The following is an 18,765-nucleotide window of genomic DNA, read 5'->3' on the forward strand; positions in this document are numbered from 1 at the left end:
AAAATGACAGCCGGAAATCAGATGCAGGTAGACGCCCTCGTCGCCCTGCAGGAAGCAGAAGTGCGAGAAGAATTCCTGAAGCAGCGGACCTTGCTGCTCGGTCAGCATCTCGTGATGCAGAAGCAAGAAAACAAAACCCTTCTCGACAAGATCAACGGCCTTGAAGCCGACCTGCGCCTTGCGCGCGGTGAAGCTGACGTCAGCGACGGAGCATCCGAATAATGGCTAACACCACATGGTACGGCGACGGTACGGCTACCGTCGCTGTCGGCTCTCGCACTGTGACCGGCACGGATACCGGCTGGCTAACGGTAGTCGCTGGCCTGACGCCAATCAAGGTCGGCGACAAGTTCGGCATTCACGTTGGCCGCCCGATCGTCATCGAGCAGATCATCAGCGATACGGAACTGCTGCTTGCTGATGATTGGCCCGGGCCCGCTCAAACTGATGCGCCTTACAAGGTCGAGCTGACTTCGCCAACCATTGCCGCAGTCGAGGCGATGCGACGGCTGCTTGCTTCGCTGTCGAATGGCAACCTAGACAGCCTGGCAGACCTTACCATTGGTGTTGACGATGTTCCTATTGGCATCGGTCCGGGCGTGTTTGGAACCGTCAAGAAATCAGACATTGGGGGAGGGGTCGGATCCTCGGGATATATCTCTCCTGGGGCCAACCTCGCCAACAATGCGACTGACCCCACTAACGATTTGGACTTCCCCACTTGCGTAGTCGCGAGCAGCGCCGCTTCGCCTATTATGATGTCGCACGCAGCCGGCACTGCGCAGCTCGACGTTGCCTATGGCACTGGAAACGGCGGCAGGTTCGACGCCACAATCAGCGATGGTTACTGGCATTGCTTTGTTATCAGCGATGGCACTCAGGTTTCCCGCGGCCTGTCGAAATCCCTGAACCCGACGTCACAGCCGAACTATCCAGCCGGCTTCAATCATTACCGGCGAATCGGGTCATGGCTTAGAAGGTCGGCGGCGCTTTATCCAATGATACAGAACGAAGATGATTTTTTCTTTGTGACCCCGATTTTGGAAAGGCAGAGCCAAGCTCAGCAAACGGACACGCTGCTTGCGATCAACTGCCCAATTGGAATCCGCACGAGACCAAAGTTGAACTCGTACCAGTCGCAAAATGCTGCGGGGAATATCCAAACGCAGATATCAACGCCCGGAACCGATTTGATATCGTTTGTTTACACTTCGCTCGCGGGAGAACGTGACGGGTCTTTTATCAACGGTGAGGTCATGACCGATACATCGGCGCGCATTCGCTATGCTGCGATGATCTACTCCGGAACGCTGACCAACAATTCACTCAGTCTATATGGCTTTATTGATACGCGAGGGAGGGCGTAATGCCTTACGTTCAGAGGGACGTTGATGGAAGCATCATCGGTATCTATTCGATTTTCCAACCGAGTATCGCCGAAGAAGAAATATCGGATGACGACCCGGAGGTTATCGCGTTCCTGAACCCGGTCACCATCGCCGCCTACGAGAACGCCATCCAGAACGTTGTCGATAGCACGGCGCGCGAGAAGCAGTTCCGCGACGGGGTGACGCTCGCATCGTACACCTCATCGACAAAGCCAAACTGGGCGTCGGAAGCGCAGGCGTTCGTTGCTTGGCGGGATAACGTGTGGTCCTACGCTTACGGTGAACTGGCAAAAGTGCAGGCTGGCCAGCGCGAACAGCCGACCGTAGAGCAGTTCCTTACGGAAATCACTCCCATCGCTTGGCCGGTAGCGTAACCCGGCACCCATAACCCTCGAAAACAAAAGAGGCCCGTCGCTCCGCCAAGCGCCGAGGCCTCAATGCCGCAGCCTGTTTCAGGGGACATGCGGCGCTTATCCCATATCTGCAAGTACCGGCTGTATCAATAGCAGCAAAAGACCCGCGCAGCGGGGGGATGTGTGCGCGGATCTTTAGGCCATGGAGTTGGGGACATGGCGACGGCTTCAACGCGAAGGCCGCCTTAATGTTCCCAGCGCTCCCTTAAAAAGGAAAATCAATGCCAATCACCAAAATCTCCACACAGGGGAGGGCTTTCGTGCGCCTGCATGAGGGCAATCCGCTTACCGCCTATCTCGATCCTGTCGGTGTTCCGACGATCGGAACCGGCTTTACGATGCGCAGCGATTCCGTGCGCCGTGAGCTGGCCAAGATCGGCATCACCAAGCTCGTGCCAGGCAAGACCAAGATCACGGCCGCACAGAGCGACGCCATCCTCGATGCAGTACTTGCCGCTGAATACGTGCCCGCTGTCGTTGCTGGCTCTCCGTCCGACCGCAAGCAGCACGAGCTCGATGCCGCTACTTCTGTCACCTTTAATCTCGGCGTCGACGCCATGAACTGGACATGGGCCGACTACTGGCGCAAAGGCCAGATCATGAAGGCCGCCGCTCATCTCGCCGCCAACTACAACACGGCGAAAGGTAAGAAGCTGCCGGGTCTCGTGCGCCGCCGCAAGGAAGAGGCTCTGCTCTTCGAAAAGGGCATCTACTCCGGCGTAGCGAGCGCAACGAAGGAAGCCACTGTCGAGCCGCCCGCCCAGCCTGATCCGGTTGTAAAGGAAGCGCAGGAGCTGCTGACTGCGGCTGGCCTCAATCCTGGTGCCATCGACGGATGGATGGGCGAGAAGACCAAGGCAGCGGTGATTGCCTACCAGAAGGCGCACCCACACCTGATCGCGGATGGCATCATCGGTCCCGCTACGCTCGCTCAGCTGCGGCGCGACGCATCGGCAGCAAGGGAAGCCGTCACAAAGGGTGTCGGCTCAGCTGCAAGCTCAGGCTTGCTCGCTTTTGTGGCTGGCCTTCCTTGGGGCTGGATTGTGGCCGGTGTCGCTGTCGCTGCTGTTGCCTATGTCGCCTATCGCAATCGCGATGTCATCGCTCGCCGCTGGAATAGCTGGCGCGGGAAGGAGGTGGTGGTTTGATCCTCTTGTGGACAAAACTCAAAGGCTATCTAGCCGCAATCGGTACGGCGCTCGCGATCCTCGCGGGCGTCTTTTTGTATGGCCAGAGGGCAGGGCGCTCCGCGGCGAAAGACGAACAGGCCGCAGCGAATGCCAAGGCCATCAAGAAGGCCGGGGATGTCGAAAATGAAATCAGGAATCTGGATGACGCTGGCGTTGATGACGCTCTTGGCAAGTGGATGCGCGACAAGCGGTAGCTACTGCGATATCGCTCGGCCAGTAAGGCCATCTGTCGATGACCAGATGACGCCGGAAACGAAGCGGCAGATCCTCACTGAAAACGAGAAGCTGCAGAAGCTGTGCGGGGTGAAGCCATGACTGGCGCCGAAATCATGGCTGTTGGCGGCTTCTTCGTTCTGCTGTTCGGCTTCTTCTTCGGCCTGTGGAAGTACGTTGACGCGAAGATCGGCGCAGCAAAGACGGAGGCATCTGCGGCGGCGTCGGCGGCCTCAGCCATGGCTTCGCTTGCAAGGGAAGAACTTGCCGCCCATAGGCTCCACGTGGCCGAAACGTATGTCTCCAAATCAGGCCTGCGGGAGCAGACGGAGCAGATCATGGGCGCGATCGGCGCCGTGAAGGATGCGGTCGACAAAATGACTATGCGCGTCGACAGGATCGTTGAAAATCAGTCGAAGCCAAGGACGACAAGGTCGGGATAGCTCATCGAACATTTTGTAAACGGTTCGTCGGTAGGCTGTCCTCATGAAGAAGCCGAAAACCTCCAAGCCTCTTCTGAGGCACGACGAACCCCTCCGCTCTCGGCCACGACGTCGTCGGGACCCTGCTCAGCCGGCGTTGCCACTGGAGCCAATGCCGGCGCGCATTGAACCTGCCCTTGCGCTGCTGGAACAAAAGCCGCCTTCAGGCGACAAATGGGGATGGGAAATCAAGTGGGACGGCTACCGGCTCGCGATCCACGCCGACGCAAGCGGCGTCCGAATATTGACACGAGGCGGCTACGACTGGGCAGCGCGCTTTCCCGCCATAGAGCAAGCGGCTAGAGCCCTTGGCCCGGCATCATTCATAATCGATGGCGAGGCGGTTGTCCTGGACGAACAAGGGCGCTCCGACTTCAATGCGCTCCAGAATAGTCTGGGTGCCGTTGGCGCTCGCAGCGGCAAGAAAGTAGCCGGGGACGCCATCCTCTACGCATTCGACCTTCTGTATCTCGATGGTCGCGATCTCCGCGAACTGCCGTACCGCAGCCGCCGGCACTTGCTTGAAGAAATGCTGACCGGCGTCGATGGCGCCATCCGACTATCGGAAGAGGTAGAGACCGACAATCCCGGCCTGATGCTGGAGCACGCCTGTCGCCTCGGGTTGGAAGGTATCGTTGGCAAGGACCGAAACAGCCCCTACCGGAGCGGTAGAACTGGCGACTGGATCAAGGTCAAGTGCGTCCAGTCCGAACCGTTCATGATCGTGGGGTATGAGCCCTCCATGTCGGCAAGCGGCGGCTTTGCCTCGCTCTTGCTGGCCGCCTATGAAGGCGACGAGCTGCGCTACGTTGGAAGCGTCGGCACGGGCTTTAAGGAGAGGACGGCAAACGAACTCCGTCGCATGCTCGACAAGCTGCCGTGGCGGAAGAAAAAGCCGCCTGTGGCCTATTCTGGTCGGCGCGAGGTCGTTTGGGTGCAACCGACGCTTATCGCGGAGATCGAGTTTCGCCAGATGACACCGGACAGCAAACTGCGACATGCGGCCTACAAGGGGTTGAGAGAGCGGCAGGATAACGCGGATGTGTACCGGCTTGATTAGTAGTCCTCGGTTTTCGTGTAAATTCGCCCCATGAGCGAATTCAGAATAGAGCCGATCACGATCAATTGGGGTAATTTCGAAACCCTTGAAACCGTCACCGACCTCGCGAGGGTTCTCCTTCACAGATGGCCCGGAAGCACAGAAGCGCAGGCGTACGTTACCGCTCTCATGGTTTGCTCTGCTGTCCTCGAAAATGGCTTGGATGATCGACCTGAAGACGCGCGTCTCGCTTTTGTCGACGCGGCTCGCGAGGCAGGGATGTCGGTTTCTCCGGATGATGATGGACTCGATTGGTGACGGGAGAATGGGATTTCCCCTGTCGCGACGCCTCGCTTCAAACCACTTCGAGCACCGCGCCATCTATAGTTTCGTCTCTCATGCAGACGCGTTCATCATCCGGACTCATCGGAATCGCGGAGAACTCTGGTTCTTTGGTCCAAAACCGTACAGAATGTTCCTCAACGGCATGGAGAGCTGACAGGCTGGCGGCTCAATCTCGCTCAGTTCATATGGCGGGGTTATGACAAAGGAGGACGTTTCCGTGTTACGAGCGCTTAGAGGCAAAAAGCTCGTTATCGTAGAGCAACATCTTATGCTGACTTCGGCGTGTCGATCGCTGATGGTGGGCGCGGGGGCTATTGTAGGGCCGGCCGTCCGCTCTACAGGAGAGGTGCTGGACGTGCTGATGGAAGGGGGTGTTGACGCAGTAATCGTCGATATCGAGATAGACAATGAAACGCTGCTGTCTTTGGCGGCAATTCTAGAAGAGGCCGCCGTACCGTTCATATTTGCATCGCGTGCAAGATCTGACCGTGGGGGATATTGCATGAACGGCGACGTGGGCGAACTTCGGAAAGCGGCGGATGCGCTTTTCGGCGTTCCGGGAATTTCAACAACCCTTCACTGATCTTCGCTGACGTTTGAAGCTTTCTCGGGCGAGGCGCGTCCACTAGGGGCATCAAACAGAATGCCAAATTCCTGAAGGGCAAGCCGTCGCATTGTCGCGAGATGCTGGACGTCAATTGCAAAATCGTCAGCTGCCTCTGGGAACTCCGCGACAATTTCGAGGATCGTTCTTTCCACGAGGTCGCGCTGAATCTGTTCGAACGACGTGAATCGCTTAGCCCAGCGAAAAAGCAGGCGTCGAAGCAGTTCGTGATCGAAGTCAGACCGAAGGGACAAGACTCGTCCTCCACACGAGATAGGCGGGAGCACGTAGTAACCCTCAGTCGTCACCGCCTATGAATTCGGTTGGCGACGATGAAGGCAGGGTACCACCTTCTGACAGGGAGTCGAGAAATCAAATGTGACGGGTGCGAAATTGCATCCGACTGTTGCGATCGTCGGGTTCTTCAATTGTAGGCTTTGAACATATCCCGCTGCGGATAATGCTCCCAGCAATGCCAGTATGACTTCTCAACTTTATTTCGGCTAAAGCCGAAGCCACCCCACTTACGACAGCCCGGATGCTCGCACCAGTGGTTCTCGTGAATGCCGTCGCCGGCCTTGTTGGTCTGGTCGCTCATTGTTGGGTGTCTCCGATTATGTCGACCGGGCCTTTCGATGTTTCCATCAGCGGCCAACGAACTTTCTTCATCCATTTGGTCAATGCGTCGTTGGGCGAGTTGCAAAACACCCACTCAATGAAAGCATCGGATATTTTCGGATGGTCGTAGAGGACGGCGGCGATGCCTTTCCGTTCACTGAACAACACCTCGATCTTCGCGCCCGTCGGTATGTCGTCGTCATCGGCCCACAGTTCCATCGCGACGTATCCGGAGTAGGCAGTCAGGTCAGACTCCCGATCTACCTCAGCGATCAGCCGTTGGTCGAGATTATCGTGAGTGGTTTTCCGCACGCCGAAGAATTGACCGTCCTCCAGAAATCTCTTGGGATAGACACCATGATTTTCGAGAATGTAAGGGCGAATATGCATCTTCCTCCTCCTCTATCCGAATAGTGGGTTTACTCTCCTTATCAACATGCATTCATCTGGCGGCGGCCGCCGGTTATAAAAGGCTTCCTTGCTCGACTGGCTCGCGAGACATGCTCACCTCGGCATCTTGGCTATGGTGATTTTCACGTCACCCTTCACGCTGCATCGTTTGCATTTCAGTCGCCTGGCAATTTCGTCCACCGTAGTGTCCGTCTTCGCTGCGCGGTTCAGTTGCCAGTGCGGGATATTTGAAACGTGGCCGCAGTAGTTGCACTTGGCCACGACAATCTCCCAATTTCGAATTTCCTTCACTCTAACGGCCGGCGGCGTCGCTTGTTTCAATGCATCGATCTGACTGCCGGCGCGCGCGTGGTAATGAAGCATGCAGCGGCCTGAAAAGCCTTCCATCGGCCTGGCGCATTTGATCACTTCTTGGGAAATGTGTCGCAGCATCGTCGGCATCGACAGATCGCCAAATTCGATCATGAGCTCGGCCGAACTAATGAATTTCAGGAGCTCGCATTCCTCACATATGACGCCGACAGGCTCGCCGCCGTAGTCCGAAAGCAGATAAGCTCCTTCACCTGGCATTTCTGTCGGCGTCCGGCTTCCATCCTCTCGTGAAGCCGGTTCCCATCGCTGCGGTCGCCAGCGCAAGCTGCAGCCGCAAGTGCTGGATGTCTTCCATCAGCGTCTCGATAGCGGCACGGCTATCGCCGTCATGCCATGCAATGATGTGGTCAACCGGATCGGCTTGCGGTTCTCTTGAATTTGGGCGCACAGGACTATCCTCTGGTGGTGTCTGCTAGTCGTTCAAGCTTCCAGCCGCATGCAGGCGGGCTAGCGAAAAGCTTCGCTGCCCGCTGATCCAGCTTTGCTGCAGCGGCGATTTTAGCGTGGGCAAAGGTCGGCGCGCGCACTGTTACGATCCAGCGCCCAGCCTGAAATCTGTACTGTTTCATTGCTTGTGTTTGCATCTTGTGGGACATGATGTTCTTATTATGTTCTCATATTCGAAAGAGTCAATTGGGATTCTGAGTCGGTCGCAGATCTTGACAAATTTGTAAAAACAGTATAGCTTGATTGTCGGCCTCACCAGCCGCTCGGCAACCAACCGAGACCACCACATTGGCGCACGGTCGCCAGAAAGAGGGGATAATCATGCTTAGACGATTCCTGCGGCGTATTGTGTCGCCAAGCGCATTCCTCGTTGCTTTATTCCTCGTCATCGCCGCGACCTCTGCGGCCGCCTACGCGCTCCTTCCTCCACCAACTTCTACCGCAACCGAAACGGCCACCGTTAAGATCCAACTCGAAAACGGACACGGTTCCGGAGTTCATATCGGCGACGGCTTCATAGTCACTGCTGCGCACGTCGTCGGCGACGCGAAGGAAGTCCAGTTGAAAGCGAAGGGTGGCGCTCTTCGCAAAGCCGATGTCCTTTGGGTCAACAAGGCCAATGACATTGCACTGCTGCGCACGTCGTCGGACGGTCTCGGTATCGCAAAATTGGCCTGTCACAGTGTGAAGGTTGGCGATCCTATCGCTGCTTACGGCAATCCCCTGAAAATCGAGTTCGTTGCCGCCTACGGGAAGATCGCCGGAGAGCCACGCGAAACAGGTCCGTGGAAATCGGTCTATGTGACAGACATAACAACTGTGATGGGCCAATCAGGCGGGCCTGTCTATGGCGACAACGGCGACTTGATCGGCATCACCGTCGGCGTCATGGCCGCACCTATTGGCTTCTCAGGCTCGCTGGTTGGCTATGGCTATGTCGTGCCTTCGACTGCGGTTTGTGAATTGTTGGCGCGTAAGTGAAATCATCAGGCCGCCCACCAAGCGGCCTTCACCACCACATCGAGGAGACTGCATGCCTCTACCCATAGAAGAACTACGCCGGAGAGCCGATGCCTACAAAGAGCACGGCACGCTCGTGAAGGCTGCCGCCGTGCTTGGCATCGGCAAGTCCGCTCTTGCCGAGAGCATCAAACGCGCCGCCGAAGCTGGCCTTCTTGGCACGGAGCCTGTCCTTCCTGGCTTTCGCATAAGCCGTATCAGCAACACTCCGAGCGGCACGTTCATCCAGCAGACGCCGGAACGGGGCGAGAAGTTCGCGGTGCCGACTGGCCACGTCGTCAAAGGTGTGTCTGCCCTCGTTGATGCTGAGGGGCGCGTTATCCAGCAGTGGCAGAAGACGGCGGTGGAGCGCTCACCAGTCGATATCGCCGCCGTCCTCAAAGAAGCGTTCCGTGATGTTCAGCCCGCCGAACCTATCACCGCGCCGACGCACGTCTATGACGATCTGCTGACGCTGACGCCTCTTGCGGACTGGCATATCGGTCTTTTCTCGTGGCATCGCGAGACTGATACCAATTGGGATCTGAAAATTGCGGAGAGCGTCATCGGCTCCGCGATTGAAGACTTAATCGCGCGCTCACTCCCGTCAGGTAATGCAATTGTGCTGGGCGGTGGTGATCTGCTCCATTCGGACAATAACGAGAACAAGACGGCGCGATCTGGAAACGTCCTACAGGTCGACGGGCGTTACCAGAAGGTGCTGATGACTGCGTGCCGTCTGGTCGTACGCTCGATAGATGCCAGCCTTAAACGGCACGGCCATGTCACTGTGCGCATCTTGCCTGGCAACCATGATGAGCATGCGTCCGTTGCGGTCGCATACTTTCTGCTTGCTTGGTATCGCAATGAGCCGAGAGTAACCGTTGACGTAGATCCGTCGCTGTTCTTCTGGTTTCGTTTCGGCAAGGTGATGATCGGCGCCACGCATGGCCACACGGTCAAGCTAAAGGACATGGCAAGCATTATGGCTCACCGTCGCGCCGAAGACTGGGGCGCAACTCGCCATCGCTTCGTCCACGGCTTCCACATTCATCACTCGAGCAAGTTTGCGTCCGAGGGCGGCGGGGTTATTTCGGAATCGCACCAAACACCAACGCCCCAGGATGCTTGGCATTTCGGTTCTGGCTTCCTGTCCGGCCGGTCTATGCAGTCGATCAGCTACCACAAGGAGTACGGCGAAGTATCACGCGTTCGCGTGGCGATGATGGATGCAGCCAACGACAATGAGCCAGCGAGAGCGGCGGCTTAGTCCCAATATTTTGGCGTCGGCGCTAGCAATTCACCATCATGCAAAAACCACTGCGCAGGGTAACTTACCGTTCCTCGTAAATGCAGATTGTGGTCGAAGCACTGCGCATATCCAAGGATGGACGCCATCTGATTAATCCTACCCTCCTCTGAATATAGACCGGCTGTCCTGCCGGTCGGGTAGAAGCCAGGCCGTAGGACGGACGTGTCGTCGGTAAAGATGACGTCCTTAAAGTGTGCGTGTCGATACTCTTGCAAAACTACTTCCTTTGTTAGCGATTCAGTATCGAAACGTTATCACATAACGATACCCTAGTAAAATCAACCCCGCCAGGCACCAACTGGCGGTCAACCACCACACCACTGAGGAGATAGAAATGAGCACCAGAGACAACATCTCTCAAATGTACCGCAATCCCGCCGTCCGTGAGGCAATGCTTGCTGAGGCCAACGACAACAAGCCTCATGCTCATGCCGCAGCCATCAACCTCTTCGCCGCCGACTGCCACGCAGCAAGCCGGAGAGCAGGCTGGTACACGGACCTCGCCACAGGCAAGGCGCTGGACCGCAACGTGCCTGAAATGCTTTGCCTGATCCACAGCGAGATCAGTGAAGCGATGGAAGGCTACCGTAAGTCAAAGCCAGGCAAGGTGCTGATGGACGACAAGCTGCCGCACCGGCCTATGGCTGAAGTTGAGCTGGCCGACGCCATGATCCGGATCGGCGATCTGGCGGCATTCCTCGGCTTCGATCTCGGCGGTGCCATCGTCGAGAAGATGTCATTCAATGCCAACCGCCCTGACCACAAGATTGAGAACCGGCTTAAAGCTGGCGGGAAGGCGTTTTGATGTTGATGCGAAGAGAACAAGCCGTACCGGCAGAACTCGCCACCACCACCTTCGGCTCGCTCGAAAAGTACATTGCGGCCAATGACAACGTGCCACCAACGATAGCTGGCGTCCGCGTTACCAATGAGGGACGACGATCTGCCGTATTCTCTGACGGGACGGAAAGATATGCGGATGGCGGATACGTCAAGCCATCCGATATTCGACCAATCGTCAACCGCGACTATGTGATTTCTCGTGACGATTTGGATCGGCTTAATTCTGCTGCCCGTCCTCTGTCCTCAGACAACGGACAGTACATCGGACTTACCCGCAACCAGCCTGCCGAAGTGGACCGCACCGGCGACTTCATGCAGACCTTCACCGGCCGCAAATACTGGACGATGGACCCGAGACCGCACGAAGTCCACATCGAGGACATCGCGCATTCGCTTGGCCTGCAATGCCGATACGCTGGTCACTGCATCAAGTTCTACAGCGTCGCCGAACATTCAGTTCTGATTGCCCGTCACCTTGCAGCCAAGCACGCGCCGGAGGTGGCTTTGGCTGGCCTTCTGCACGATGCCCCTGAAGCATACTGCGTGGACATCCCGCGCCCACTCAAGCCGTACCTGACGAACTACCGTGCGATCGAGCAAGACAACTGGCTGGCTATCGCGGCGCGGTTTGGTTTGCCGAAAGAGTTGCCGCGCGAGGTTCACGACGCCGATAACAGCATCATCGCCGACGAGCTGGTCAACCTGCGTGAGATGCCGTGGCACGCGCGGTACGCCGGAAAAGAGTTGGGCGTGAAGCTGCGGTATTGGTCGCCGGAGGAAGCGGAGCTCGAATTCTTGGCGACGTTTGATGCGCTGATGGCTGGGAGGGCGGCGTGAAGATTAAGCAGATCGCATCCAGCCTCGCCGTCGCCGTCATCATCCCGGCCATCTGGTTCGGCCCGACTGCTCTCGTGGCTTGGGAGCTAAACAACCAAGCCGAGTTCTGGCGGGTCAACTACGAGTACCGCAAGGACAAGTACGACTACTATTTCGACGGGGCCAATTCGAGAGGCCTCCTAGATATCTGCCCGAACGAGGACGGCAAGCCGGACGTGCGGTTCAAGGAGGACTGCCGATGACCCAGTATGTTCTGTTGAAACGAGACCTCTACGAGTGCCCAGGCCATCAAGGCTACACCGGCATTCGAGACAAGGCGGGCCGGTGGCTCGCCGAGGAGTTCGCAGGCCACAGCATTCCTATCAAGGAGAAGTACACGCCGAAGGAACGCGAGCACTATGCCATTCCGCTCGATGCGGCGCCCGAGTTCACCAATGAGTGCTTCCACGATCTTTCTCTCGCGCACCTGCGGGGGAAGGTCGAGCGATTGCAGGAGGCGCTTACGCCGAGCGGAGCGACCAAAGCCGCGTACATCGGAGAGTTCAGTTTTGGCATCGATGACCGCGACGAGGACGGCGATGAGTGTACCCGCACGGTCGTCGTGCCGTGGACGACCGTAAAGGAGATCATGAGCGCGATTCGTGAGCGGGCGGAAATGAAGGAGGCGGCGTGACTATAGCGACAGATATTGAGCGAACAGCAACAGATGATTTGGATGCAGACATCGAGCGAGCTTTGTGTGTGCGCGACAACGCAACATACGTGATCAAGAATATGTTGCGCAGCAAGCACGAGGGTATCACGACGGCTACCGTTCGACGCCGCCTTATAGCTTTGGTGAAGAAAGGAACTGTGGTGAGGAAAGACAATCCTTATAGCGACAAGCACCACCACTGGGGCCTTGCATGACCATCCAACCCGGCGACGAAGTCGTCTGCATCGACGACACCACCCTTCCAGAGCAATACCTCGGCATTCGTGCCGGGGAAGTATACACGGCAACGTGGGTTGGCATGTGCCGCACGTATATCGGTGGCGACTACGCTGGCATCAGGCTGGCAGGCGTGAACCGCGGAGTGTGCCCGCAGTTCGGCGACGAGGATCCACCGTTTGCGCTGCGCCGGTTCAAGCCGGTTGTGAATCCTTCGGTCGATGGCAAGAAGAAGATTGAGGAGACGGTATGAGCGACCTAGATACAGCGATCAAATTCGCAGTTGACGCCCATGAGGGGCAGACTGACAAGGCAGGGCAGCCATACATCCTGCATCCGCTGCGCGTCATGCTCGCGCAAGATAATGAGCTAGCTCGCATCGTCGGGGTTCTGCATGACGTCGTTGAGGACAGTGGCGTAGGCCATGGCGATATCTTGGCGATCTTCGGCGAAGAGGTGCATGCGGCGGTTTACGCGATCTCTCGTCAGGAAGGTGAGGACTACTTCGATTTCGTGCGGCGCGCGATCTCAAACCCGATCGCGCGACAGGTGAAGATTGCGGACCTGCGCGACAACATGGATGTTTCGCGCGCGCTGCCCGACGACGAGAAGAACCGGGCGCGCCTTGAGAAATACCGCAAGGCTATGGCGATCATCGAGGAGGCTGGCGAATGACAATCACATCCAAAGACACCGGCTGCCTCACAGCCGTACCGGCGAATGACAACGCCATGGTGCCGGCAGAGCTTGTGCCGCTGGCTGAAGCCATAGGCAAGCTGCCATCATCCAATCCAAAGCGCGCTTTTGGTGTGAAGAAGCCGTCGGCTCAGTTCATCCCGCCTGTCGCCGTCATCGAAGAAAGCGTCGTCATGGCGCTCGGTGCTACAAAATACGGTGCGTTCAACTGGCAAGATGATCCCGTGGACGCCACCACCTACTACAGCGCAGCGATTCGCCACTTGCTGCAATGGTTCTCGGGAGAAGATATCGACCCAGAGAGCGGCGCTTCTCACCTGGCGCACGTTCGCGCCTGCATGGGCATTCTGATTGATGCCAAGGCGGCAGGAACGCTGATCGATGACCGGCCAAAGTGTGCGTCGGCGAGTGAGGCTGTCGAGCGATTGAAGGTGGCGGCGTGATCGACTTGGACGAAGAGCGCCGGATGGTGAAGGGGTGGCGAGGCCGCAGGTTTATGGCTTGCCGTGCGGCCGACACACTAGACCGCATCATCGAAAACATCGGCATAGACAATGGAGCCGATCTTCCGCCCGAACGCGGATTGCCGCACATGTCAGAGGGCCTGCGCAACGAACTACATAATCAGGCCGCCGTTCTGCTTCGTACGATCTTGGCCCTGAACGATGGCAATACGTCAGGCACCCGCCTGCAGCGTTGGTGACACAAAAATCCCGCCACTAACCACGGCGGGATTTTTCTATGCTCCGCATAAGTTGCACCACCAGAACGCCCGCAGAACGAATTCTGCAAACTGCACCAGAAAACTGCAAACTGGTGATTCAGGAAACGCCGCTAAGCGCTTGAAAATATTGGCGACCCCTGCAGGACTCGAACCTGCGACCTACTGCTTAGAAGGCAGTTGCTCTATCCAGTTGAGCTAAGGGGCCGTCATGCCGGGCAATCGATGCTCCGGCAAAAACTTTGGTCGTCGTGTTTCAGTGCGTCCAGGGCTGGGTGCGGTTGAAACGGAAATTGTCGGTGTAGGAAACCACCTTGCGGGTCGCTTCTTTCGGCTGGATCACGCGATATTCGATGCCCTTGCGCTGGGCATAGGCTTCGGCCTGTTCCTGTGTCTCGAATGTCAGCTTGACCTGCTGCTTCATGTCGGAACTGGAGGTGTAGCCCATGATCGGATCGATCTTGCGCGGAACCTCGGCGTCGAATTCCAGAACCCAGACATTGGTCTTCGCCTTGCCGGATTGCATGGCGGTTTTTGCAGGGCGGTAAATCTTCGCAGACATGTCGAAACTGCTCCGGTTGGACAGCGGGGTGAAACCCCGGATTATTCATCACGTACCTGAATAGAATAACCAAATCGTGTCAGGAACGTTGAATTTGAAATGGACCGAGTTCAAGTGAGAGTCAAGACGATTATCCCCTTGCTGTCAGTTCATGCGCTGCCCGCTCGACCTTAGGTTTTGCTCAACGGTGTCGCGGCTGAACAAAGATGAATTTCCCTGTTGCGGACTGCGTATGAACCGTGTATTCCCCAGCCATCGCCTCGGCGGAGTGTAGCGCAGTCTGGTAGCGCATCTGGTTTGGGACCAGAGGGTCGGGAGTTCGAATCTCTCCACTCCGACCATTTTAAGGCAAAGCATCAGCTTTCCGGCGTAACCTCTTCCCATAAATTGTCATTATTCCGCTGGCGGGCCGGCCAAAGTGCTTTCCGCCGTACCGATTGTCATGACATTGCCGCGCCATGCCACTGCGCTGCCAATCCAGCTTCTCGTCCAGATGACGGGCATGATGATGTCCCGTGCGATCATGGCCGGCAGGGTATGGAGCGATATTGGCCACCCGTTGAGGGCGGTCAGGGCCAATTCGGGGCCGTATATGAGGACGAGGACGGCGAGGGCGGTCGCTAAGAGGTTCACGTCCATCATGGCCGCCGCGGTGAGTGCGAACAGAAGCGGGGGAAGTGCGCCCGTCAGGATTTCCGGCGCGAAATATTGCGGGAAGGTCACGCGCCTTAGCCGCGCCCAGCGGGCCTGGCGTGACCAGATCTCGCCGGCGTGACGCTGGCCGAGCGGTTGCTCGAAAGGGGCGGAGACAAGATGCACCCTGCGGCCAGCGTTCCGCACCAGCTTCGTCGAGGCGGCGTCTTCGGCGATTTCGGCGGCGAGGGCGCGGATACCCCCATGGTCTTCGAGGAACGGTTTGTTCCACAACATGGATTTGCCCTGCGCGAATCCCATTCCGATGGCTTCTGCCGCATATTGCCAGCGGCCCTGCGCGCCGTTGAGGAAGGCACATTCCACATGCGCCCAGAAACCCGTCGGCCGCGAGCCCAGCGGCGGGGAGCACACGAGGCCGCTGTCTTTCCGCCAGGCCGACATCATGCGCGTCACGTAGGATTTCGGCATCAATACGTTCGAATCGGCGAGGATGACCCATTCATGCCGGGCGGCCAGCCAGCCCTTGACGCAATTGTTCAGTTTTGGATTGGCACTGATCCGGTCGTCGCCGATGAGCAATTGCGCCGAAACGGAAGGAAAGGCGCTCTGGGCTTTGCGCACTTGCGCAATGACGGGGTCGAATTCATCTGCAACGCAGAAAAGCAGTTCGTAATCCGGCCAATCGAGCTCGAAGGCGCGTGACAGCGTAAGAGGGGTGAAACTTTCCACACCGCGCAGTGGCACAACGATCGAGACAGGCGGTTTTTGCCGCGCAAGGGAATTTTCCGGGTCGCGCCGCTTTAGCCGCCACCCGGCAAGGCAGATACCGAGAAGGTTGAAAGCGACGAGCAGAATTGCGCAAAGGGCAAAGACGGTTTCCATGCTGGCCAGGTCCACTCCCGAGCTTCCGGCGGTTTGTCCGCCCGGTGATTCCACGGAATTTGTCTCTGCCGATTATAACGTTTGCGTGACAGTTACATGTCACCGGCGGCAGGCGGGAGTTTTCCGCGCGCGACCTCGTGCCTGAAACAGTGAACGCCAAAAGAAAAGCCCTTCGCGGAGAAGGGCCAGTCATCAACGCGGATAATGAACGTCAGTGCATGTTGAGAATATGAGCGTGACTGCTTGCGATGAGAAACGACTCCCGCGCTTTTTCGATGTCGCATCGTCCGGCGATGGCATCGAGGCAGTTTCTGCGTGCTTCTTCATATTCCGGGCCGTGTTCTTCCGGCCAGCGGTACATCAGCATGTCCAGTGCTACCAGCGGGCTATAGATTTCCACTGCTGCGGACAGGGGCAGGTGGATCGCCACCGGCTTCATCCACGAGGCGTGGTGACACGGCTCCGTTCTGTTGATCAGCATGTCATTCTCCTCCTGTTTCACGCGCCTTCATGGCGGTTTTCACTCTCTTTTCACTCCCATGCGCGAAATGCCCGCCTCACGAAATGGTTCCCGATCACCTAAAATGTGATCGATTGGGGGGTTCCAATTTTTCAAGATGAATGGAAGATGAACAAATAGATGAACCGGAGATGAACAAAACCGCCACCAAAGGCGTTGTAATGTCCATAAGAAGGAGAACACATATGTTCAATCTGTCAGGTATTCAGGAAAGCTTCTTTGGTGACCGCATGGCAGGCGTATGCCAGGCCATTACCTCGGCACTGGCCTTCGAATCAGGTCTCGAAAAGTCGCGCATTTCCGCCACTGTCGAAAATGACGTGATCTATCTGGAAGGCACGGCTGATTCGGTCGAGGCGATCGACATCGCCATCAACCTTGCCGCTTCCATTTCCAACTGCAGGATTCTGAGCCATATAGAGCCGGTCTATTGAACATTGCGCCAGCCGGGCGAAACATCGTCCGGCTCATTCAGACGCAATAACGCGGCAACGTCACTTCCGGTTGCCAATTTGCGCGTTGCGCACAATATCGCCAGGCTTGATGCCGTAACGTTTGGCAGCGCCGCCATTCAGTTCAAGCACGAATTTCACTGGCCCGCGGGAGCTGATGATGGCTTCCGAATGTGGAACCGCGTTTTCGTGGATGTGGGTGATGCGGCCGTCACGGCCAATGAAAAGCATGTCGAGCGGAATAAGCGTGTTCCGCATCCACATGGCGACATCACGCGGTTCACCGAAATTGAACAACATGCCGTTTTCTGGTGGCATGCTCTTGCGGAACATCAGGCCCTGTTCGCGCTGGGCATTGTTCAGCGCCAGTTCCACAGTGAAATCGTGGCTTTTTCCCCCGGCCGTTTCAATCTGCAGCGGTTCGGAGGTGAATGTCTGCTGTTGCTGCGCCTGGGCGGCGCTGGCCAGCGTGAAAAAAAGAAGCGCCATAACGGCGCTCTTCACCATATCGGGCAGGGCGGACATCAATGCGACATCCCGATCGAAACCGGGTTGTCCGGATGGATTTCCGCGGCCATCAGGCCTTTGTCGCCATCGCCATAACGCACCAGCACAACCTGCCCGGGGCGAAGTTCGGTCAGGCCGAAACGGCGCAGTGTCTCCATATGCACGAAAATGTCTTCCGTTCCTTCGCCACGCGTCAGGAAACCGAAACCCTTGGTGCGGTTGAACCACTTGACGATGGCGCGCTCCAGTCCGCTGGACGGCGTCACCTGCACATGGGTGCGCACCGGCGGCAACTGCGAGGGGTGGACGGCGGTGGACTGATCCATGGAGAGAATGCGAAATGCCTGAAAGCCACGGTCGCGCCGCTGGATAAGGGCGACAATGCGCGTGCCTTCAAGGATCGTCTGGTAACCGTCGCGACGCAGGCAGGAAACATGCAGCAGCACATCCTGTGTGCCGTTGTCGGGCACGATGAAGCCGAAACCCTTGGCGACATCGAACCACTTCACGACGCCGGTGATCTCGGTCAGGTCCACGGCATCGCCCGAAAGGTCCTCGACATCGACTATCGTTTTCGATGACATCCTATCAGCCATATCCTGCCAACCCCTCGATTACGCGCCATACACCGGTCAACTGATTCCTGTGCGCCAGATTAACATCTTGGTAACGGTTTCACGCAAGCCCTAGTTTTTGATTTACGCAGCTGCTTTTATGTCGCCGTCCTTGTCCGGGGCTTGCGATCATGCGTTTAACGGCTTCGGACCCGTGTAATGGAGAGGAATAAAATGCGGTATCTGCACACGATGGTTCGCGTCAAAGACCTTGGCGAATCACTTAAATTCTATGTCGACCTGCTCGGCCTTGCCGAAATACGCCGAATCGAGAACGAAAAAGGCCGCTTCACTCTGGTGTTTCTTGCAGCTCGCGACGACGTTGCTGCGGCGAAGGAAAACAAGGCGCCGTGCCTCGAACTCACCTATAACTGGGATAGCGAAGATTATACCGGCGGCCGCAATTTCGGTCACCTCGCTTATGAGGTCGATAATATCTACGACTTCTGCGCGCATCTGCAACAGAACGGCATCATCATCAACCGGCCACCGCGAGACGGGCATATGGCCTTCGTACGTTCACCGGATGGTATTTCTTTCGAAATTTTGCAGAAAGGCGAAAGCCTCGCACCAGCCGAACCGTGGATATCTATGCAGAATACCGGTTCCTGGTAGGGATTTTCCGGTGAGCAGCAGCGTTTTCGGGCGCTCTTGCCTTGTCCTGAGGGGATGAGGCATAGTCCGCGAATCGAAACGGCCAGTCCCGTTTTGGG

Annotated in this window: 32 protein-coding genes and 2 tRNA genes; 23 read left to right on the plus strand and 11 right to left on the minus strand. The window is 57.2% G+C overall.

Annotated features, from left to right (window positions below; all coding sequences use genetic code 11):
* The first annotated feature begins 21 nt into the window (after positions 1-21).
* The 9 genes from BLU28_RS07440 to BLU28_RS07480 all read left to right on the plus strand — a co-directional run bounded on the left by BLU28_RS07440 (position 22) and on the right by BLU28_RS07480 (position 5,653).
* Positions 22-222, plus strand: a complete 201-nt coding sequence (locus BLU28_RS07440) for a hypothetical protein (protein WP_234794383.1) — start codon at positions 22-24, stop codon at positions 220-222.
* Positions 222-1,367 carry a hypothetical protein gene (locus tag BLU28_RS07445; RefSeq protein WP_077986150.1) on the plus strand — a complete coding sequence of 382 codons (1,146 nt, stop codon included), beginning with the start codon at positions 222-224 and terminating at the stop codon, positions 1,365-1,367. The genes BLU28_RS07440 and BLU28_RS07445 overlap by 1 nt, the downstream gene beginning before the upstream one ends.
* Positions 1,367-1,762, plus strand: coding sequence for a hypothetical protein (locus BLU28_RS07450; protein WP_077986149.1), 396 nt, complete (start codon positions 1,367-1,369; stop codon positions 1,760-1,762). The genes BLU28_RS07445 and BLU28_RS07450 overlap by 1 nt, the downstream gene beginning before the upstream one ends.
* Before the next feature lie 260 nt (positions 1,763-2,022).
* Positions 2,023-2,949: a glycoside hydrolase family protein gene (locus tag BLU28_RS07455; protein ID WP_092651260.1), complete on the plus strand. Its 927-nt coding sequence runs from the start codon at positions 2,023-2,025 to the stop codon at positions 2,947-2,949.
* Positions 2,946-3,185 carry a hypothetical protein gene (locus BLU28_RS07460; protein ID WP_077985938.1) on the plus strand — a complete coding sequence of 80 codons (240 nt, stop codon included), beginning with the start codon at positions 2,946-2,948 and terminating at the stop codon, positions 3,183-3,185. Before BLU28_RS07455 ends, BLU28_RS07460 begins: the two co-directional genes overlap by 4 nt.
* A 117-nt stretch (positions 3,186-3,302) precedes the next feature.
* Positions 3,303-3,647 (plus strand): hypothetical protein, encoded by a 345-nt coding sequence (locus BLU28_RS07465; RefSeq protein WP_077985939.1) that lies wholly within the window; start codon positions 3,303-3,305, stop codon positions 3,645-3,647.
* Between the two features lie 43 nt (positions 3,648-3,690).
* Positions 3,691-4,746, plus strand: a complete 1,056-nt coding sequence (gene ligD, locus BLU28_RS07470; protein WP_077985940.1) for a non-homologous end-joining DNA ligase — start codon at positions 3,691-3,693, stop codon at positions 4,744-4,746.
* 30 nt (positions 4,747-4,776) lie between these two features.
* Complete coding sequence (locus BLU28_RS07475; protein WP_077985941.1) at positions 4,777-5,043, plus strand: DUF982 domain-containing protein; 267 nt, start codon at positions 4,777-4,779, stop codon at positions 5,041-5,043.
* A gap of 223 nt (positions 5,044-5,266) precedes the next feature.
* Positions 5,267-5,653: a response regulator gene (locus BLU28_RS07480; RefSeq protein ID WP_234794384.1), complete on the plus strand. Its 387-nt coding sequence runs from the start codon at positions 5,267-5,269 to the stop codon at positions 5,651-5,653.
* Here BLU28_RS07480 and BLU28_RS26270 read toward each other — a convergent pair.
* The 5 genes from BLU28_RS26270 to BLU28_RS07500 all read right to left on the minus strand — a co-directional run bounded on the left by BLU28_RS26270 (position 5,647) and on the right by BLU28_RS07500 (position 7,463).
* Entirely contained in the window at positions 5,647-5,928 is a 282-nt protein-coding gene (locus tag BLU28_RS26270) for a hypothetical protein (RefSeq protein ID WP_077985942.1), read from the minus strand. The genes BLU28_RS07480 and BLU28_RS26270 overlap by 7 nt on opposite strands.
* Positions 5,929-6,098: 170 nt before the next feature.
* Positions 6,099-6,272, minus strand: a complete 174-nt coding sequence (locus tag BLU28_RS26275; protein WP_175477671.1) for a hypothetical protein — start codon at positions 6,270-6,272, stop codon at positions 6,099-6,101.
* Entirely contained in the window at positions 6,269-6,682 is a 414-nt protein-coding gene (locus BLU28_RS07490) for a hypothetical protein (protein WP_077985943.1), read from the minus strand. The genes BLU28_RS26275 and BLU28_RS07490 overlap by 4 nt, the downstream gene beginning before the upstream one ends.
* 114 nt (positions 6,683-6,796) lie before the next feature.
* Positions 6,797-7,273 carry a hypothetical protein gene (locus BLU28_RS07495; protein ID WP_077985944.1) on the minus strand — a complete coding sequence of 159 codons (477 nt, stop codon included), beginning with the start codon at positions 7,271-7,273 and terminating at the stop codon, positions 6,797-6,799.
* On the minus strand, positions 7,263-7,463 hold the full coding sequence (locus BLU28_RS07500; RefSeq protein WP_022556386.1) for a hypothetical protein: 201 nt from the start codon (positions 7,461-7,463) through the stop codon (positions 7,263-7,265). The genes BLU28_RS07495 and BLU28_RS07500 overlap by 11 nt, the downstream gene beginning before the upstream one ends.
* 380 nt (positions 7,464-7,843) lie before the next feature.
* Here BLU28_RS07500 and BLU28_RS07510 point away from each other — a divergent pair, with 380 nt between their 5' ends.
* The 11 genes from BLU28_RS07510 to BLU28_RS07565 all read left to right on the plus strand — a co-directional run bounded on the left by BLU28_RS07510 (position 7,844) and on the right by BLU28_RS07565 (position 13,843).
* Positions 7,844-8,503, plus strand: a complete 660-nt coding sequence (locus BLU28_RS07510) for a S1C family serine protease (protein ID WP_077985946.1) — start codon at positions 7,844-7,846, stop codon at positions 8,501-8,503.
* Between the two features lie 52 nt (positions 8,504-8,555).
* On the plus strand, positions 8,556-9,791 hold the full coding sequence (locus BLU28_RS07515; protein WP_234794385.1) for a metallophosphoesterase family protein: 1,236 nt from the start codon (positions 8,556-8,558) through the stop codon (positions 9,789-9,791).
* A 376-nt stretch (positions 9,792-10,167) separates the two neighbouring features.
* Positions 10,168-10,638, plus strand: coding sequence for a nucleoside triphosphate pyrophosphohydrolase family protein (locus BLU28_RS07525; protein ID WP_234794386.1), 471 nt, complete (start codon positions 10,168-10,170; stop codon positions 10,636-10,638).
* A complete protein-coding gene (locus BLU28_RS07530; protein ID WP_175477672.1) occupies positions 10,638-11,513 on the plus strand; it encodes a hypothetical protein in 876 nt (291 codons plus the stop codon). The genes BLU28_RS07525 and BLU28_RS07530 overlap by 1 nt, the downstream gene beginning before the upstream one ends.
* Positions 11,510-11,755, plus strand: coding sequence for a hypothetical protein (locus BLU28_RS07535; RefSeq protein WP_077985948.1), 246 nt, complete (start codon positions 11,510-11,512; stop codon positions 11,753-11,755). The genes BLU28_RS07530 and BLU28_RS07535 overlap by 4 nt, the downstream gene beginning before the upstream one ends.
* The gene (locus BLU28_RS07540) at positions 11,752-12,186 is read left to right on the plus strand and encodes a hypothetical protein (RefSeq protein ID WP_077985949.1); all 435 of its coding nucleotides are present in this window, start codon (positions 11,752-11,754) and stop codon (positions 12,184-12,186) included. The genes BLU28_RS07535 and BLU28_RS07540 overlap by 4 nt, the downstream gene beginning before the upstream one ends.
* Complete coding sequence (locus tag BLU28_RS07545) at positions 12,183-12,422, plus strand: hypothetical protein (RefSeq protein ID WP_077985950.1); 240 nt, start codon at positions 12,183-12,185, stop codon at positions 12,420-12,422. The genes BLU28_RS07540 and BLU28_RS07545 overlap by 4 nt, the downstream gene beginning before the upstream one ends.
* Positions 12,419-12,697 (plus strand): hypothetical protein, encoded by a 279-nt coding sequence (locus tag BLU28_RS07550; RefSeq protein WP_077985951.1) that lies wholly within the window; start codon positions 12,419-12,421, stop codon positions 12,695-12,697. Before BLU28_RS07545 ends, BLU28_RS07550 begins: the two co-directional genes overlap by 4 nt.
* The gene (locus BLU28_RS07555; protein ID WP_077985952.1) at positions 12,694-13,119 is read left to right on the plus strand and encodes an HD domain-containing protein; all 426 of its coding nucleotides are present in this window, start codon (positions 12,694-12,696) and stop codon (positions 13,117-13,119) included. The genes BLU28_RS07550 and BLU28_RS07555 overlap by 4 nt, the downstream gene beginning before the upstream one ends.
* On the plus strand, positions 13,116-13,583 hold the full coding sequence (locus tag BLU28_RS26280; RefSeq protein WP_077985953.1) for a dATP/dGTP diphosphohydrolase domain-containing protein: 468 nt from the start codon (positions 13,116-13,118) through the stop codon (positions 13,581-13,583). The genes BLU28_RS07555 and BLU28_RS26280 overlap by 4 nt, the downstream gene beginning before the upstream one ends.
* Positions 13,580-13,843, plus strand: coding sequence for a hypothetical protein (locus BLU28_RS07565; protein ID WP_139190397.1), 264 nt, complete (start codon positions 13,580-13,582; stop codon positions 13,841-13,843). The genes BLU28_RS26280 and BLU28_RS07565 overlap by 4 nt, the downstream gene beginning before the upstream one ends.
* Positions 13,844-13,992: 149 nt before the next feature.
* On the opposite strand, the gene BLU28_RS07570 is transcribed toward BLU28_RS07565, so the two are convergent.
* Both BLU28_RS07570 and BLU28_RS07575 read right to left on the minus strand, forming a co-directional pair.
* Positions 13,993-14,069: transfer RNA gene (locus tag BLU28_RS07570), tRNA-Arg, on the minus strand.
* A gap of 48 nt (positions 14,070-14,117) precedes the next feature.
* A complete protein-coding gene (locus tag BLU28_RS07575; RefSeq protein WP_004442361.1) occupies positions 14,118-14,423 on the minus strand; it encodes an ETC complex I subunit in 306 nt (101 codons plus the stop codon).
* 264 nt (positions 14,424-14,687) lie between these two features.
* On the opposite strand from BLU28_RS07575, the gene BLU28_RS07580 reads away from it, so the two are divergent.
* A tRNA-Pro gene (locus BLU28_RS07580) sits at positions 14,688-14,764 on the plus strand.
* A gap of 52 nt (positions 14,765-14,816) precedes the next feature.
* On the opposite strand, the gene BLU28_RS07585 is transcribed toward BLU28_RS07580, so the two are convergent.
* Entirely contained in the window at positions 14,817-15,959 is a 1,143-nt protein-coding gene (locus BLU28_RS07585; RefSeq protein ID WP_004442359.1) for a ceramide glucosyltransferase, read from the minus strand.
* Positions 15,960-16,170: 211 nt separating this feature from the next.
* Positions 16,171-16,440 (minus strand): DUF982 domain-containing protein, encoded by a 270-nt coding sequence (locus BLU28_RS07590; RefSeq protein ID WP_004442357.1) that lies wholly within the window; start codon positions 16,438-16,440, stop codon positions 16,171-16,173.
* Positions 16,441-16,664: 224 nt separating this feature from the next.
* Here BLU28_RS07590 and BLU28_RS07595 point away from each other — a divergent pair, with 224 nt between their 5' ends.
* Positions 16,665-16,913 carry a BON domain-containing protein gene (locus BLU28_RS07595; protein ID WP_003522642.1) on the plus strand — a complete coding sequence of 83 codons (249 nt, stop codon included), beginning with the start codon at positions 16,665-16,667 and terminating at the stop codon, positions 16,911-16,913.
* A 60-nt stretch (positions 16,914-16,973) separates the two neighbouring features.
* Here BLU28_RS07595 and BLU28_RS07600 read toward each other — a convergent pair whose 3' ends face one another.
* Both BLU28_RS07600 and BLU28_RS07605 read right to left on the minus strand, forming a co-directional pair.
* Positions 16,974-17,456 carry a DUF192 domain-containing protein gene (locus BLU28_RS07600; RefSeq protein ID WP_168247051.1) on the minus strand — a complete coding sequence of 161 codons (483 nt, stop codon included), beginning with the start codon at positions 17,454-17,456 and terminating at the stop codon, positions 16,974-16,976.
* Complete coding sequence (locus tag BLU28_RS07605) at positions 17,456-18,034, minus strand: cold-shock protein (protein WP_004442353.1); 579 nt, start codon at positions 18,032-18,034, stop codon at positions 17,456-17,458. Before BLU28_RS07605 ends, BLU28_RS07600 begins: the two co-directional genes overlap by 1 nt.
* Positions 18,035-18,226: 192 nt before the next feature.
* Between BLU28_RS07605 and BLU28_RS07610 the strand changes: the two genes are divergently transcribed.
* Positions 18,227-18,667, plus strand: coding sequence for a VOC family protein (locus BLU28_RS07610; protein ID WP_045533768.1), 441 nt, complete (start codon positions 18,227-18,229; stop codon positions 18,665-18,667).
* Positions 18,668-18,765: the final 98 nt, after the last annotated feature.

Origin of the sequence: Agrobacterium pusense, from assembly GCF_900102105.1 — a bacterium.
Lineage (GTDB): Bacteria > Pseudomonadota > Alphaproteobacteria > Rhizobiales > Rhizobiaceae > Agrobacterium > Agrobacterium pusense.

What these genes read in the sequence shown, in the direction of transcription:
- BLU28_RS07440 (WP_234794383.1), top strand. Translation starts at nt 22, where the DNA reads ATGCAGGTAGACGCCCTCGTCGCCCTGCAGGAAGCAGAAGTGCGAGAA.
- BLU28_RS07445 (WP_077986150.1), top strand. Translation starts at nt 222, where the DNA reads ATGGCTAACACCACATGGTACGGCGACGGTACGGCTACCGTCGCTGTC.
- BLU28_RS07450 (WP_077986149.1), top strand. Translation starts at nt 1,367, where the DNA reads ATGCCTTACGTTCAGAGGGACGTTGATGGAAGCATCATCGGTATCTAT.
- BLU28_RS07455 (WP_092651260.1), top strand. Translation starts at nt 2,023, where the DNA reads ATGCCAATCACCAAAATCTCCACACAGGGGAGGGCTTTCGTGCGCCTG.
- BLU28_RS07465 (WP_077985939.1), top strand. Translation starts at nt 3,303, where the DNA reads ATGACTGGCGCCGAAATCATGGCTGTTGGCGGCTTCTTCGTTCTGCTG.
- ligD (WP_077985940.1), top strand. Translation starts at nt 3,691, where the DNA reads ATGAAGAAGCCGAAAACCTCCAAGCCTCTTCTGAGGCACGACGAACCC.
- BLU28_RS07475 (WP_077985941.1), top strand. Translation starts at nt 4,777, where the DNA reads ATGAGCGAATTCAGAATAGAGCCGATCACGATCAATTGGGGTAATTTC.
- BLU28_RS07480 (WP_234794384.1), top strand. Translation starts at nt 5,267, where the DNA reads ATGACAAAGGAGGACGTTTCCGTGTTACGAGCGCTTAGAGGCAAAAAG.
- BLU28_RS26275 (WP_175477671.1), bottom strand. Translation starts at nt 6,272, where the DNA reads ATGAGCGACCAGACCAACAAGGCCGGCGACGGCATTCACGAGAACCAC.
- BLU28_RS07490 (WP_077985943.1), bottom strand. Translation starts at nt 6,682, where the DNA reads ATGCATATTCGCCCTTACATTCTCGAAAATCATGGTGTCTATCCCAAG.
- BLU28_RS07495 (WP_077985944.1), bottom strand. Translation starts at nt 7,273, where the DNA reads ATGCCAGGTGAAGGAGCTTATCTGCTTTCGGACTACGGCGGCGAGCCT.
- BLU28_RS07510 (WP_077985946.1), top strand. Translation starts at nt 7,844, where the DNA reads ATGCTTAGACGATTCCTGCGGCGTATTGTGTCGCCAAGCGCATTCCTC.
- BLU28_RS07515 (WP_234794385.1), top strand. Translation starts at nt 8,556, where the DNA reads ATGCCTCTACCCATAGAAGAACTACGCCGGAGAGCCGATGCCTACAAA.
- BLU28_RS07525 (WP_234794386.1), top strand. Translation starts at nt 10,168, where the DNA reads ATGAGCACCAGAGACAACATCTCTCAAATGTACCGCAATCCCGCCGTC.
- BLU28_RS07530 (WP_175477672.1), top strand. Translation starts at nt 10,638, where the DNA reads ATGTTGATGCGAAGAGAACAAGCCGTACCGGCAGAACTCGCCACCACC.
- BLU28_RS07540 (WP_077985949.1), top strand. Translation starts at nt 11,752, where the DNA reads ATGACCCAGTATGTTCTGTTGAAACGAGACCTCTACGAGTGCCCAGGC.
- BLU28_RS07550 (WP_077985951.1), top strand. Translation starts at nt 12,419, where the DNA reads ATGACCATCCAACCCGGCGACGAAGTCGTCTGCATCGACGACACCACC.
- BLU28_RS07555 (WP_077985952.1), top strand. Translation starts at nt 12,694, where the DNA reads ATGAGCGACCTAGATACAGCGATCAAATTCGCAGTTGACGCCCATGAG.
- BLU28_RS26280 (WP_077985953.1), top strand. Translation starts at nt 13,116, where the DNA reads ATGACAATCACATCCAAAGACACCGGCTGCCTCACAGCCGTACCGGCG.
- BLU28_RS07575 (WP_004442361.1), bottom strand. Translation starts at nt 14,423, where the DNA reads ATGTCTGCGAAGATTTACCGCCCTGCAAAAACCGCCATGCAATCCGGC.
- BLU28_RS07585 (WP_004442359.1), bottom strand. Translation starts at nt 15,959, where the DNA reads ATGGAAACCGTCTTTGCCCTTTGCGCAATTCTGCTCGTCGCTTTCAAC.
- BLU28_RS07590 (WP_004442357.1), bottom strand. Translation starts at nt 16,440, where the DNA reads ATGCTGATCAACAGAACGGAGCCGTGTCACCACGCCTCGTGGATGAAG.
- BLU28_RS07595 (WP_003522642.1), top strand. Translation starts at nt 16,665, where the DNA reads ATGTTCAATCTGTCAGGTATTCAGGAAAGCTTCTTTGGTGACCGCATG.
- BLU28_RS07600 (WP_168247051.1), bottom strand. Translation starts at nt 17,456, where the DNA reads ATGTCCGCCCTGCCCGATATGGTGAAGAGCGCCGTTATGGCGCTTCTT.
- BLU28_RS07605 (WP_004442353.1), bottom strand. Translation starts at nt 18,034, where the DNA reads ATGGCTGATAGGATGTCATCGAAAACGATAGTCGATGTCGAGGACCTT.
- BLU28_RS07610 (WP_045533768.1), top strand. Translation starts at nt 18,227, where the DNA reads ATGCGGTATCTGCACACGATGGTTCGCGTCAAAGACCTTGGCGAATCA.